Below are 12,094 nucleotides of genomic sequence, written 5' to 3'. Positions count from 1 at the left end.
GGTCTCAGCGGCGGCGCGCCTCCAGCGCGGCCGCGTAGAGGTCGCGCTTCGCGACCCCCGCGTCCTGGGCGACGTCCGCGACGACCTCCTTGAGCCGCTCGCCGCCGTCCACGCGCGCCAGCACGCCCGGGACGAGCTCGGCGAGCGGGACCGGCCCGCGCGGCGGCGCGCCCCCCACCACGACGCAGATCTCCCCCCGGAGCTGCTCCTCGGCGGCGCGCTCCGCGAGCTCGGCGAGGGGCCCGCGCAGCACCTCCTCGTAGGTCTTGGTGAGCTCGCGCGCGACGGCGGCCGGCCGGTCCGCGCCGAACGCCTCGGCCATCGCGGCGAGCGTCTCCGCCACGCGGTGCGGCGCCTCGAAGAACACGAGCGTGCGCGGCTCGTCGACGAGCGCCGCGAGCGTGCGCGACCGGTCGCCCGCCTTGCGCGGCAGGAACCCCTCGAAGCAGAAGCGGTCCGTCGGGAGCCCGGAGAGCGCGAGCGCCGTGAGCACCGCGCTCGGCCCGGGCGCCGTGGTCACGGGGACCCCGCGCTCGACCGCGCGCGCGACGACGCGGAAGCCGGGGTCGGACACGCTCGGCATCCCCGCGTCCGAGACGACGAGGACCGTCCCGCCGCCGTCGACGACGTCGAGCAGGTCGTCCGCGCGGTCGGTCTCGTTGTGCTCGTGGAAGCTGAGGACACGACCGCCGACCTGCACGCCCAGCCGGCCCGCGAGCGCGTGCAGGCGGCGTGTGTCCTCGGCCGCGACGACGTCGGCCTCCGCGAGCAGGCGCCGCAGGCGCGGGCTCGCGTCCTCCGCGTTGCCGATGGGGGTGCCGCCGAGCACCAGGTGCCCGGCCTCCCGCGGGGTCGTGGGCCGGTCGGCGTCGGGCACGTCGGTCGAGGAGGACATGGCTCCCAGGGTTCCACACCCGTGTGCCCCTACGATGGCCAGCGTGTCCCAGCCGCCCGCCGACGCGCACCCCGGGCCCCGTCCCGCGTCCGACGCTCCCGACGACCGCTCGGACGACACCGGGACCCGGCCGCCGCCCGACGCCGAGGCGTCCGACCCGTCGGACGACCCGGCCGCCGAGTCGCCGGGTGAGCGTGCCGACGAGGCCGCGGGTATCGAGCACGACGCCGCGTCCGACCTGACGCACCGCGAGCGGCTCCTGCTCGCGCTGCTCGGGCCGCGCCGTCTGGCCCTCGGAGCGACCGCGCACGACCGGCTGTGGGGGTGGCTCGGGGTCGCGATCGTCGCCGCCGTCGCCGCGGTGCTGCGGCTGTGGAACCTCGGCCGCCCCGGCACGCTCGTGTTCGACGAGACGTACTACGTCAAGCAGGCGTGGACGCTGCTCCAGGTCGGGTACGAGGCCGACTGGCCCGAGGAGCCCAACCCGGCGTTCGAGGCCGGGGACGTGAACTCGTTCCTCCCGACCGCCGACTACGTGGTCCACCCCCCGCTCGGCAAGTGGATGATCGCGCTCGGGATGAGGTTCTTCGGCGGGGCGGAGAACCCGTGGTCGTGGCGGATCGCGTCGGCGGTCGTCGGGGTGGTCGCCGTCGTGCTCGTGGCGCGGATCGCGCGGCGGCTGTTCGCCTCGACGGCGATGGGGATCGTCGCAGGCGCGCTCATGGCGGTGGACGGCGAGGCGATCGTGCACTCCCGCACGGGTCTGCTCGACAACATGCTCATGATCTGGGTGCTCGTCGCCTTCGGGTGCCTGCTGCTCGACCGCGAGCAGGCGCGCCGGCGGCTCGCCGACCGCTGCGGCGCGATCCTCGACGCCGGCGGACGGATCGGACGCTACGGGCCCGGCCTCGGGTGGCGGTGGTGGCGCTTCGCGGCGGCCGTCGCGCTGGGTCTCGCGTGCGGGGTCAAGTGGTCGGGGCTGTACTTCCTCGCGGTCTTCGCCGTCGTGTCGGTGCTGTGGGACGCGATGGCGCGGCGCGCGGCGGGCATCGGGCGCTGGTGGGAGGACGCGCTCGTGCGCGACGCGATCCCCGCCGCGCTGGTCATGCTCCCGACCGCGGCGCTCGCCTACCTCGGCGCGTGGACGTCGTGGTTCCGCACCCCCGGGGCGTACATGCGCCAGTGGGCGCTCGAGCACCCCGGCGAGGGTGTCCCGTGGCTCCCGCCCGCGCTGCGGTCGCTGTGGGAGTACCACCTCAAGATGTGGGACTTCCACAACGGGCTCACGTCCGAGCACACGTACGAGGCCCACCCGCTCGGGTGGATCGTCCAGTGGCGCCCCACGTCGTTCTACTGGCGCTCCTACGACCCCGGCGAGGCGGGGTGCGAGGTCGAGCGGTGCGCCCGGGCGATCACGTCGCTCGGCAACCCCGTGCTGTGGTGGACGGCGGCGCTCGCGATCCTCGTCGCGCTCTGGGCGCTCGTCCGCCTCAAGGACTGGCGGGCGCTCGCCGTCCTCAGCGGGATCGTCGCCGGGTGGGCTCCGTGGTTCCTCTACGCCGAGCGGACCATCTTCACGTTCTACTCGATCGTGTTCACCCCGTGGGTCGTGCTCACGCTCGTGTACGCGATGACGCTCGCGCTCGAACGCACCGAGCACCGCCCGGTCGCGCGGGCGCGCGTGCGGGTGGGGCTCACGGTCCTGCTCACGACGATCGGCGCCGTCAGCGTGTTCTTCTACCCGATCTGGACGGCGTGGCAGGTGCCGTACTGGTTCTGGCGCCTGCACATGTGGCTGCCCACCTGGATCTGATGCGTCACCAGTCGACCTGCGCCGACTCGTGGAAGGCGATCCCCGCGCGGCGCCAGGCGTGCGCCTCGCGGGCGACGCGGCGACGGAAGCCGTCCCAGTCCTTGCGTTCCGGCGCGGTCCAGCCCACCTCCGCGACGGCGCTCAGGCGCGGCAGGAGCATGGTGAACAGCGCGTCGAGCGTCGGGATGCGCTCGGTCCACACCGCCGCCTCGACGCCCTCGATCGTGTCGGCCGGCAGACCGGGCACGACCTCCTCGGGCTCCCAGTCGTAGGAGTCGCGCACCTCGACGAGGCCGGCCCAGTCCTGACCCAGCGCGGGATCGAAGTCCGCCGTGTACCGCATGTCGAGATAGACGCGGTTCGCCGGCGACAGGAGGATGCGCGCCCCGGCCTTCGCGGCGTCGACCAGGTACGTGAGATCCATGGGGTGCGTGTCCCAGTACTGCACGAGCGTGCCCGGGCGCAGCGGCGCCTTGGCCGCCTCCTGCCACGCGACCGGCTTCTTGCCGGCGTCGAGGATCAGGCGCTCGCACAGCTCGACGAACCGCGCGTACTCCGCGGGCTCCATCTTCAGCACCTCGTCGCCGCCGAGGTGCACGTGCTCGCCGTCGGTCGCGTGCGCCAGGTCGGTGAACACGTCGCGCAGGAACGGCTCGGTCGCGGGCAGGTCGAACGTGAGGCGCGAGAAGCCGACCTCGATGCCGGCGTACGCCTCCGTCGCGACGCCGTCGGGCATGAGGTCGCCGTACACGTGCGTCGCCGCGTTGATGTGGCCGGGGACGTCGATCTCCGGCACGACGCGCACGAAGCGCTCCGCCGCGTGGTCCTGCAGCGCCCGGAAGTCTGCGAGGGACAGGTGCCCGCCCTTCCCGCCGGACGTGTCGCTCCCCGAGGAGAGCTTGGCGAGCTCGGGCCGGGACGGCGACTCGATGCGCCAGCCCTGGTCGTCCGTGAGGTGCAGGTGGAGCACGTTGAGCTTGTACGCCGCGGCGACGTCGATCACGGCGCGCAGCGCGTCGAGGCCGAAGAACGTCCGCGCGACGTCGACGGACAGGCCGCGCCAGGGGTAGCGCGGCGCGTCGTGCACGACGACGTGCGGCACCCGCGCAGGCACGTCGCCCGGGCCGGGAGTCTCGACGAGCTGCCGGAGCGTCTGCACCGCGTGGAACAGGCCGGCCGGCTCGGCCGCGGTCGCGGTCACGCCGCCGTCGTCGACGACGAGGCTGTACCGCTCCGGGCTCGTCGAGCCCGCGGGACCCGCCTCCGCGTCGATCCGGAGCACGACGGCGGTGGGGGCCGCGGGGCCCGTCACCGCACCCGCCGCGGCCGACGGGCCGGTGCCGCCGGACGCCGGGTCCTCGTGCGTCGCGACGACGCCGTCGAGTCCGCTCAGGAGCGTGGCGGTCAGGTCCCCGAGCCAGGGCGCGGTCCGCTCGACACCGAGCGTGTGGACCTCCAGCGCGGAGACGGGGACGTGGCCCGCGCCGGGCTCGACCTGCAGGGGCTGGGGGATGATCGAGACCATCGGGTACCTCGTCGTCTGGGGCTGGGATCGAATCGATTCGGCTTTTGCGAGCACCACACCCTAACCCGGGCCTCCTGCCCCGACCAACCGCCTCGGGGCGCACCTCGGGTCAGCGCGAGGGAGCGACGTAGCGCGGGCTCGGGTCGAGCGAGAGCACGCCCTCGACGTCGCGCGCCGGGTCGGAGGACCCGGTGGTCCACCCGCCGACCAGCCCCTGCGGCAGGCCGTCGAGCAGCACGCCCCAGTCGCGGACGCGCGCGCCGTAGCCGTCGCCGGAGGTGGACTGCAGCACGACCGCCGTCTCGCCGGACCCGAGGTCGAGGCCGGCCGCGTCGCGGATGGCGTCCGCGTCCGAGCGCTGCAGCACGACGAGCTTCTGCGGGAGCCCCGCCGTGCGCACGACCTCCCCCACCGCGTCGATCGCCGCGCCCAGCTCGGTCGCGTCGACCGTGCCGGTCGGCACGCCCCCGCCGGCGCGACGGGCGTCGACGTCGAGGGCGACCCCCACGGTCGGGCGTGCGAGGACGTCCGCGTACTCGGCCACCTGCTCGTCGAAGGTCGCGCGCCCCGGCTCGAACCGCAGGACGACGAGCACCCCCGCCGTCGCGGCGGCGTCCACGAGCGGCAGCAGCTCGTCCGCCGGGAGCTCCGTCGAGTAGTCCCGGTCCGTCCCCGCGCTCGACGACGCCCGGGTCGCGGGGACCTCGAGCACCGGGACCACGACGTCGCCCGGGGCCGCCTCGGCGTACGAGGCCGCCGCGTCCTGTGCGCGCGAGACGGCGTCGGACACCGCCCGGTCCCCCACCGCCACGAGCCCCGAGGTCACCGCGTCCGCCTCGACCGCCACGTACCGCACCCCGTCGGCGAGCACGAGCTGCGACCCGCTCGGGAGCAGGATGCCCGCCTCGGCCGTGCGAAGCCGCCACGCCAGGTCGTCCGCGGACCCGAAGCTCGCCCCGATGCCCACGACGGCGAGCGCCTTCGCCGCCGCGAGCGCATCGACGACCTCCGCCGAGGACCGCGGGTCACCCTGCGGCACCTCGAGCGGCACCGCCCCGGCCGCGCGCGCCGTCGCGATCGCCGCGGACTGCGGGCCGCCCGCGGCGTCGAGGCTCCCCGGCTCGGTGAGCGCGAGGACCTCCGTGAGCGTCTCCGGCTCGCCGCGCTCGGGGAGCGCGTCGCGGACGTCGTCGAGGTCGTGCTGGTCGAGCGACCCGTCCGCACCGAGCGCGCCCACGTCGAGCAGGACGCGCTCGACGCCCTCGACGTCGCCCAGCGTCGCGCGCTCGGGGACCTCGCCCGCGTCGTCCTGCCCCGGGGGCGCGTCCGCCTCGCCGACCTCGACGACGGCGACCGTGCCGAGCCGGGCGAGCTCCGTGCGCAGCCCGCCGTCGGAGATGGCACCACCGACCAGGAGCACGGGCGCCGCGAGCTCGACCGCGGCGGCGGCCGCCGTGGCCCGCGCGGCCTCGTCGTCGGCGACGGCGAGGACGACCACGGGGGCGGACGTGAAGAAAGCCTGGCTGCTCGTCAGCGCGAGCTCCGCCGGGTCGACCGAGTCGAGCACGAGCACGCCGTCGCTCGGCTCCGCCGCGCGTGCAACGAGCCCGGTCTCGGCCGCGGACGGCCCGTCGGCCTTCGCGCTCTCCGCGGCACAGCCGCCGAGCGCCGTGACGGCACCGAGGCTGAGGACGACGGGGAGGGCGACAGGGACGAATCGGACCTTCCGAGAGTTCACGCCCCCATCATCGCGCATGCCCCACGCCCCGCCGACACACGGATGTGTGGGACTCGTGACGGTCGGCCCGTCGGGTGGACGGCGGACGAACCGGCGACCCGTGTTCGGGACGCGCCGCGGGTGCGCGGGACGCCGAGCGGCCTCGACCGGCATACTGGCCGGGCCCGAACCCATCGCCGAGGAGATCGCATGTCGACCCCCGACCAGCCCGACCAGAACCCGCAGCCCGGCGGGACGCCGTCCGGACCGCCCGCGTACGGCGCGCCGCAGCCCGGCCAGCCCCAGCAGCCGCCGCAGGCCCCGCAGTACGGCGCCCCGCAGGCACCCCAGTACGGCGCGCCGCAGGCGCCGCAGTACAACGCTCCGCAGGGCGGCACCCCCGGGTACTCCGCCCCGGCCCAGGACCCCGGCAAGACGATGGGCATCGTCGGCCTCGTGCTGTCGTTCCTCGGCTGCCTCTCGATCGTGGGCCTGATCCTCAGCATCGTCGCCTTCAACAAGTCGAAGAAGGCCGGCTACAAGAACGGCGTCGCCCTCGCGGGCATCATCGTCGGCGCCATCATGCTGGTGATCTCGATCGTCGTCGGCATCATCATCGGCGTCACCACCTCCGCGGTCCTCGAGAAGTGCGCCGAGCTCGGTCCGGGCACGCACTTCGAGGACGGCGTCACGTACACCTGCGGCTGACGTTCATGCTGTTCGGAGGGCTCTGTCTGCTCTCCATGCACGACGAAGGCCCCCGCCGTCCGGCGGGGGCCTTCGTCGTCCGTCAGGCGACGTCGGCGGCGCAGCGGAACCCGAGGTGCGTCGTCGCGCTGTCGTCCGACTGCGGCGACCGGGCCGCCGGCCGGTACCGGCGGCAGTACTCGGGCGCGCACAGGTGGGATCCGCCCTTGGTGACGCGCATGACCTGCGGCGACGTCGTCGGCGCCAGGAGGTTCGGCCGTGCCCCGGCGTCCGGCCCGCGCGTGCCGGGGACGACGTGGCGCGGCGCGAACGTGTCGACCGTCCACTCCCACGTGTTGCCGATCAGGTCGAGCAGCCCGTACGCGTTCGGCTCGTACGACCCGACCGGTGACGTCCCGCCCCAGCCCTCGTTGAGATAGGGGAAACGGCCGAGCCACGTGTTCGCCATCGGCCGCCCTCCCGGCGCGAGCTCGTCGCCCCACGCGTACTCGGCCCCCTCCATCCCGCCGCGAGCGGCCCGCTCCCACTCGGCCTCCGTCGGCAGACGGCGCCCCGCCCACGCCGCGTAGGCCGACGCGTCCTCGAACGCGACGAGCACGACCGGGTGGTCCGGACGGTCGGCGACGTCGGACCCCGGCCCCTGCGGCGAGCGCCACGACGCCCCGGGCTGCCACCGCCACCACTGCCGCCAGTCGCGCAGGTCCACCGGGCCCGCCGTCGGGGTGAACACGAGACCCCCGGGCACGAGGTCCGCCGGGTCCGCTCCCGGGAAGTCGGCCGGGTCGAGCGGGCGCTCCGCGACCGTGACGTACCCCGTGTCCGCGACGAACGCCGCGTACTGCGCGTTCGTCACCGCGTGCCGCTCCAGCAGGAACGGCTCGACCGCGCGGTCGTGCGCCGGCCCCTCCTCGGGGTAGTGCCGGTCGGAACCCATGCGGAACGTCCCACCAGGGACGGGGACGAGCTCGGTAAGGGTCACGCGGCCAGCATAGGGTCGCGCCGAGGGCGGCGGGCGGTCCCGCTCCCCCCCTCGGCGGACGTGTCCGGCAGACGCACGCTGCCCGGGCGACAGCCGCGCGTCGGCCACGACGCCGTCCCGGCAAGGTGCCGCGAACCGAACCTCCCTTGAGCAAGCAGTGCGGTACACGGGCGGCCCGCGCGACGTGCACGGGCTGCCCCGCTCGCGTCAGCCGACCTGCTGGAACGACGGGTCGGCGGAGCGGATCGCTTCCGCGACGGTCGCCGCGAACTTCTTGGATCCCCCGAAGCTGAGAGAGTTCCTGGCTCCCTGCATCGCACGTGCGAACCCGGAGTCCCCGAGGGCGACGAGCAGGACCAGCCGGTGATCACCGTTGTCGTTGATGTGCACCTGGATCGCCGAGTCTCCCCTAATCAGGCCTCGCTTCTCGGCCAGGATCGAGAAGTCGGGCGGGTCGTCGAGCGCGTCGAACTGGACCGGGCTGATCTCCGCCTTCCCGCACGCGCCACGCAGGACCTGCCGGAGCGACCCCACGTCGAGGCGCGAGCGGTACACGCTCTCTTCTTGCTTCATTCCCACGGGACTGCTCTCCCTCTCTTCTGTCGGGCACCCACGTCGTCGTGGGCACCTCTCGGCCGTCCCCGCCCGGGGACACGTCCGATCAGACCGTGTCCTTGCCGAGAAGCTCGGCCTCGATGCTGTCGGCGATGGTCGTCACCCTGACCAGGGGCTCGGTGATCTCGTTCGCGTCGAGGTTCCGCAGGGGCATCGCGTTGGTCACGTAGACGTACTCGCCGTCGCTCATGATCCCGCCGACGAGCATCCCGCCGACGATCTCGATGGCACGACGGACGTCGACCTCGACGATCGTGCCGATGGGCGAGTTGACCTTCACCCAGTCCGCCCCCGTGTCGTTCCAGGTGTGCTCGACGAAGACGAGCTGCGAGCGCAGGTTCCCGGTGTCGAAGACCAGCTTGATGGTGGCGTCGTTGATGCTCTCCGCCGTGTAGTTGGTGTGCACGAACCGTGTGACGTCGGACCAGGTGGTCACGTGGGGTCCTCTCTCGGAGCTGTCGCGGGGGTCCAGGGGCGAGGGGACGACGTCACTTCCAGTGACCGCCGTGCTCCCGGCACAGCGCGCCGGTATCGCGGCAGGTCGAGCACGTGAGCCTGCCGAGCAGACCGCTGGCACGCCCGCCGTTGCAGTCCGGGCAGTCGTAGAGAGGCCTGCCGCACTTGGTACACGTCATCGTCTTGCTCCCGTCTCGTGGGACCTACCGACCGCCTGGAGGGCGAGCCGGCGGGTCCTAGATCTCGACCTGGACCTCGGGTCGCTCACATCTTCACGAATCGGCTCGAGACCCAGAAGACCTCAATCGTCCGAGCGTTCCGTCCGGCACCCGGAAACGTCCGGAAGTCCGAGATCTCAACGGTCTCGAGGGCGCCGCCAGCCGCGTTCTCACCCTTCCCTAGAGGCAGATCGGCTCGCCCAAGGAGATGTGCTCACCGGCGAGAGTGATCTCTCCGACGGCGCACACGCGGGTGTCGGGAGTGGGGCGGACGAGCAGCGTCGTGTACGCCCCCTGGACGCCGGGCTCGGTGGTGTCCTGCCGGTCGGCGCCCGCCGGGGCGACCTCTCGGAAGATGCTCGCAGAGACGACGTTGCCGGCCGCCTTGCCGTCGTACCGCGTGATCCGTGCCCAGCCGGCCTGGCACGCGTCCGACCAGACGATCTCCAGCAACGTGTCGTTCGTGCGGTCCTCGGCGGCCACCACCGCTGCGTCCTCGACGCACTCGGTCGCCGCCGGGTCCTCGCCGGTCGCCACGGTGATCCGTGCTGAGCTGCTCTCGGCGACGGCGGGTGGCGACGCCGTCTCGGCAACTCCCGCCGGCTCCGTCACCAGGCCGACCACTGCGGCACCGACCGCACCGACCACGACGCCCACGAGGCCTGCCGCCACCGCGAGCCAGGTCGACGTGGTCCGCCGCACCATGCGCACCGGCACCGACGGTGACGCCGTCGGGTGGTTCGTCGGGGCACCCGCGCTCGAACGGCTCGTCGTATCCAGGTCGGAGCGTCGGGCCACGAACACCCCGACGTCCCCTCCGAGCTCTCGAACCAGTGCCTCGACCGTACGGGCGGTCGGCAGGCGCTTGCCGGCGAGCGCGTCGGAAAGGACGCTCTTGGAGACGCCGGTGCGGCGGGCCAAGGCTTCCAGGGTGGGGTCTCCCGCCCGGGCGCGCAGCGCGCGGAGGTCCCTGACGAACTCGTCGAGCGTGTCGAACTCTGGCGCAGCGGACATGCGACCTCCTCGGGTTCCGGCGCACCGCCTGGGGCGAACCGATCGTTCGTTCCGGCCGCGACGGTCGCGACCTCACGGAGCGGGGGGAACGTACCGTCGTCCTCGTTCGGCGGGCACCGCTTCGTCGGGTGAATTCCACGGGTGGAGCTCGGCCACGACGACGGAGGTCGTGCGTCCCGGCACACTGGGTGTGTGCCGCCGACCCGCCGCTGAGCCTCGCGGACCTCGAGATCCCCCGGACACCGCGCCAGGCCAGGGCGCTGAGCGAGAAGATCGTCGCCTGGCTCCCCGACCCGCTCGTGGTCGAGACCTCGCAGGGGCCGGTGACGTTCGTCGTCGAGCACGGGCCTCGGCCCGCCTACTCTGCGCTGGACCCGCTCGGCTGCACCGGCACGATGCTCTTCCCCGGCGACTTCCGGCCGTACCCGCGCGGTCTCGAGTACCCCGACGGGTGGAGTCTCGACGACCAGAGGCGTGCGATGGCGGCTCTGAGCGATGCCTGGCGGGACCACCCGGCACAGGCCGGGCTGCTCGCCGCCGGCCGGCTCCTCGCGTCCTACGAGCGCTGCGTCTACGGCGGGTTCGACGAGGACACGCCCTTCGCCGAGATCGGAGCACCTGTCGAGGACGCGGTGCGGCGCCCGTTGCTCGTCGTCGCTGCCGAGCTCGGACGCGAGTAGAGGACGACGCCCTCGACCAGGCGCGGGAACCCGTCGTCCGGCGTCGGCGGACACGCGTCGACGGCGACGCGCGTCGCGAAGAGCTCGTCCGGGGTGACCGCGACGCGGTCGACGAGACGCACGTCGAACTCGAGGTCGGCGGCTTGGAGGTGCAGGTCGTACTCGCGGTAGCCGTGGTAGCGCAAGACGGCGACGCCGGACAGCCTCGCCTGCTCCACGTCACCGACCTCCGCGCACGCGTCCCGGCGCATGAGGGCGAGCCTGCCGACCAGCGCCCCGACGCTCGCTATCCCGGTCCGGTACTCCTGTGCACCACGGGTCGACGCGACGACCTGGGGCGGTACGACCCCTGAGCTCATCCGGAGGTAGTCGGCGAGGCTGTGCCGTGCGACGCACGCCCACCCCCCGCTGCACGCGTGCGCGTCGAACTCCTCGAGCACCCGGCCTGCGGCGTCGCGCCTGCCACCCACCCACAGGACGAAGGCGAGCACGGACGCGTCCTCGCGCCACGCCGCGGGGTCGGTGCGCGTGACGCGGTGGACGACCTCGACGGCGGCCGCGTCGTCGAGGTCGATCGACAGCCGGGTGGCCAGCGGCACGGCACCGGGTTCGTCCCCCTCGACGGACGCCAGGAGGTAGGCCCGCAGCGCCCGGCGCGCCCGCGGGGCCCGGTGCGCCTTCAGTCCTAGGTGCTCGTGCGCGCTCAGCGCTAGGTCGACGCCATGACGCGTCGCCGTGTCGAGGAACGGCTCGACCAGGTGCCGGAACGCGTACTCGGTACCGCGGTGGTCGACCACGGTCCTGAGCAGCGCCGCGTTGGCGGTCGCTCGTGCCTCCGGCCCGAGATCGGACTCCATCGCACGGTCGATCCAGACGGGCGGGCACCAGACGGACGGGAACCCGCCGACGAGTGTCGCCGCGGTCACGGGGTCGGCGTCGGCGACGTCGTCCTCGACCCGCGCGAGGAGCGCGCGTCTCGCAGCGTCGAGCACCTCCTCGCCGATCTCGGCACGCCCCCAGTCGAGCCGGGTCCACAGGAAGGTGGACCGTGCGAGCGGGACGACGTGCTCCGCCGGGAGATCGGGACTGAGCGCGAGGCGTGCGACGGCCTCGCCGAGCCGGCTGTCCCGCACGTCTGCGGCCCGGGCGAGGGCGTCCCCGGCCTCCTGGAAGAGCTCGTCTGGCGCGAGCATGCCGCGGTCGGTCTTGACCATCAGCGCCTCGACGTGCCCGACGACGTCCGTTCTCATGTCCCACCTCGTGATCGCCGTCCACCGTGGCGGCCGCGCGCACCCGCCACCGCCACGGACCCGGCCGCGCGCGACCGGGTCCGGACGGGTCGGCCGGTGACTCTAGTCGCACGTGCCGTAGTACGAGCACGTGTGGGTCGAGAACCCGTTCTTCTCGGCCTCCTTGCACCACGCGCACCTCTGCGCGCCCGACTTCTCGCAAGCGTGTGCCATCCTCACCACCT

The 12,094-nt window shown here is 73.8% G+C and carries 11 protein-coding genes; 3 read left to right on the top strand and 8 right to left on the bottom strand.

Annotated features, from left to right (window positions below):
* Positions 1–4: 4 nt before the first annotated feature.
* Entirely contained in the window at positions 5–895 is an 891-nt protein-coding gene (gene rsmI / locus ABRQ22_RS03150) for a 16S rRNA (cytidine(1402)-2'-O)-methyltransferase (RefSeq protein WP_353708548.1), read from the bottom strand.
* A 34-nt stretch (positions 896–929) separates the two neighbouring features.
* Here rsmI and ABRQ22_RS03145 point away from each other — a divergent pair, with 34 nt between their 5' ends.
* Positions 930–2,708, top strand: coding sequence for a phospholipid carrier-dependent glycosyltransferase (locus ABRQ22_RS03145; RefSeq protein ID WP_353708547.1), 1,779 nt, complete (start codon positions 930–932; stop codon positions 2,706–2,708).
* Between the two features lie 4 nt (positions 2,709–2,712).
* Here the strand turns inward: ABRQ22_RS03145 and ABRQ22_RS03140 are convergent, their stop codons facing one another.
* Positions 2,713–4,233, bottom strand: coding sequence for a family 20 glycosylhydrolase (locus tag ABRQ22_RS03140; RefSeq protein ID WP_353708546.1), 1,521 nt, complete (start codon positions 4,231–4,233; stop codon positions 2,713–2,715).
* A gap of 109 nt (positions 4,234–4,342) precedes the next feature.
* Positions 4,343–5,971 carry a hypothetical protein gene (locus tag ABRQ22_RS03135; RefSeq protein WP_353708545.1) on the bottom strand — a complete coding sequence of 543 codons (1,629 nt, stop codon included), beginning with the start codon at positions 5,969–5,971 and terminating at the stop codon, positions 4,343–4,345.
* Between the two features lie 189 nt (positions 5,972–6,160).
* Here ABRQ22_RS03135 and ABRQ22_RS03130 point away from each other — a divergent pair, with 189 nt between their 5' ends.
* Positions 6,161–6,658, top strand: a complete 498-nt coding sequence (locus ABRQ22_RS03130) for a DUF4190 domain-containing protein (protein WP_353708544.1) — start codon at positions 6,161–6,163, stop codon at positions 6,656–6,658.
* 82 nt (positions 6,659–6,740) lie between these two features.
* Here the strand turns inward: ABRQ22_RS03130 and ABRQ22_RS03125 are convergent, their stop codons facing one another.
* The 4 genes from ABRQ22_RS03125 to ABRQ22_RS03110 all read right to left on the bottom strand — a co-directional run bounded on the left by ABRQ22_RS03125 (position 6,741) and on the right by ABRQ22_RS03110 (position 9,940).
* Positions 6,741–7,637 carry a formylglycine-generating enzyme family protein gene (locus tag ABRQ22_RS03125; RefSeq protein ID WP_353708543.1) on the bottom strand — a complete coding sequence of 299 codons (897 nt, stop codon included), beginning with the start codon at positions 7,635–7,637 and terminating at the stop codon, positions 6,741–6,743.
* 207 nt (positions 7,638–7,844) lie between these two features.
* The gene (locus tag ABRQ22_RS03120) at positions 7,845–8,192 is read right to left on the bottom strand and encodes a hypothetical protein (RefSeq protein WP_353708542.1); all 348 of its coding nucleotides are present in this window, start codon (positions 8,190–8,192) and stop codon (positions 7,845–7,847) included.
* 106 nt (positions 8,193–8,298) lie between these two features.
* Positions 8,299–8,688, bottom strand: a complete 390-nt coding sequence (locus ABRQ22_RS03115; RefSeq protein WP_353708541.1) for a hypothetical protein — start codon at positions 8,686–8,688, stop codon at positions 8,299–8,301.
* A gap of 418 nt (positions 8,689–9,106) precedes the next feature.
* Positions 9,107–9,940, bottom strand: a complete 834-nt coding sequence (locus ABRQ22_RS03110; RefSeq protein WP_353708540.1) for a helix-turn-helix domain-containing protein — start codon at positions 9,938–9,940, stop codon at positions 9,107–9,109.
* A 188-nt stretch (positions 9,941–10,128) separates the two neighbouring features.
* Here ABRQ22_RS03110 and ABRQ22_RS03105 point away from each other — a divergent pair, with 188 nt between their 5' ends.
* Positions 10,129–10,620: a hypothetical protein gene (locus tag ABRQ22_RS03105; RefSeq protein ID WP_353708539.1), complete on the top strand. Its 492-nt coding sequence runs from the start codon at positions 10,129–10,131 to the stop codon at positions 10,618–10,620.
* Here the strand turns inward: ABRQ22_RS03105 and ABRQ22_RS03100 are convergent.
* Positions 10,512–11,870 (bottom strand): hypothetical protein, encoded by a 1,359-nt coding sequence (locus tag ABRQ22_RS03100; RefSeq protein WP_353708538.1) that lies wholly within the window; start codon positions 11,868–11,870, stop codon positions 10,512–10,514. The genes ABRQ22_RS03105 and ABRQ22_RS03100 overlap by 109 nt on opposite strands.
* Between the last annotated feature and the right edge of the window lie 224 nt (positions 11,871–12,094).

The organism is Cellulosimicrobium sp. ES-005 (assembly GCF_040448685.1).
Classification (GTDB): domain Bacteria; phylum Actinomycetota; class Actinomycetes; order Actinomycetales; family Cellulomonadaceae; genus Cellulosimicrobium; species Cellulosimicrobium cellulans_G.
The sequence above is the reverse complement of the archived record's forward strand: the minus strand, read 5'-3'. Positions and strand labels throughout refer to the sequence as shown.

What these genes read in the sequence shown, in the direction of transcription:
- rsmI (WP_353708548.1), bottom strand. Translation starts at nt 895, where the DNA reads ATGTCCTCCTCGACCGACGTGCCCGACGCCGACCGGCCCACGACCCCG.
- ABRQ22_RS03145 (WP_353708547.1), top strand. Translation starts at nt 930, where the DNA reads ATGGCCAGCGTGTCCCAGCCGCCCGCCGACGCGCACCCCGGGCCCCGT.
- ABRQ22_RS03140 (WP_353708546.1), bottom strand. Translation starts at nt 4,233, where the DNA reads ATGGTCTCGATCATCCCCCAGCCCCTGCAGGTCGAGCCCGGCGCGGGC.
- ABRQ22_RS03130 (WP_353708544.1), top strand. Translation starts at nt 6,161, where the DNA reads ATGTCGACCCCCGACCAGCCCGACCAGAACCCGCAGCCCGGCGGGACG.
- ABRQ22_RS03110 (WP_353708540.1), bottom strand. Translation starts at nt 9,940, where the DNA reads ATGTCCGCTGCGCCAGAGTTCGACACGCTCGACGAGTTCGTCAGGGAC.
- ABRQ22_RS03100 (WP_353708538.1), bottom strand. Translation starts at nt 11,870, where the DNA reads ATGAGAACGGACGTCGTCGGGCACGTCGAGGCGCTGATGGTCAAGACC.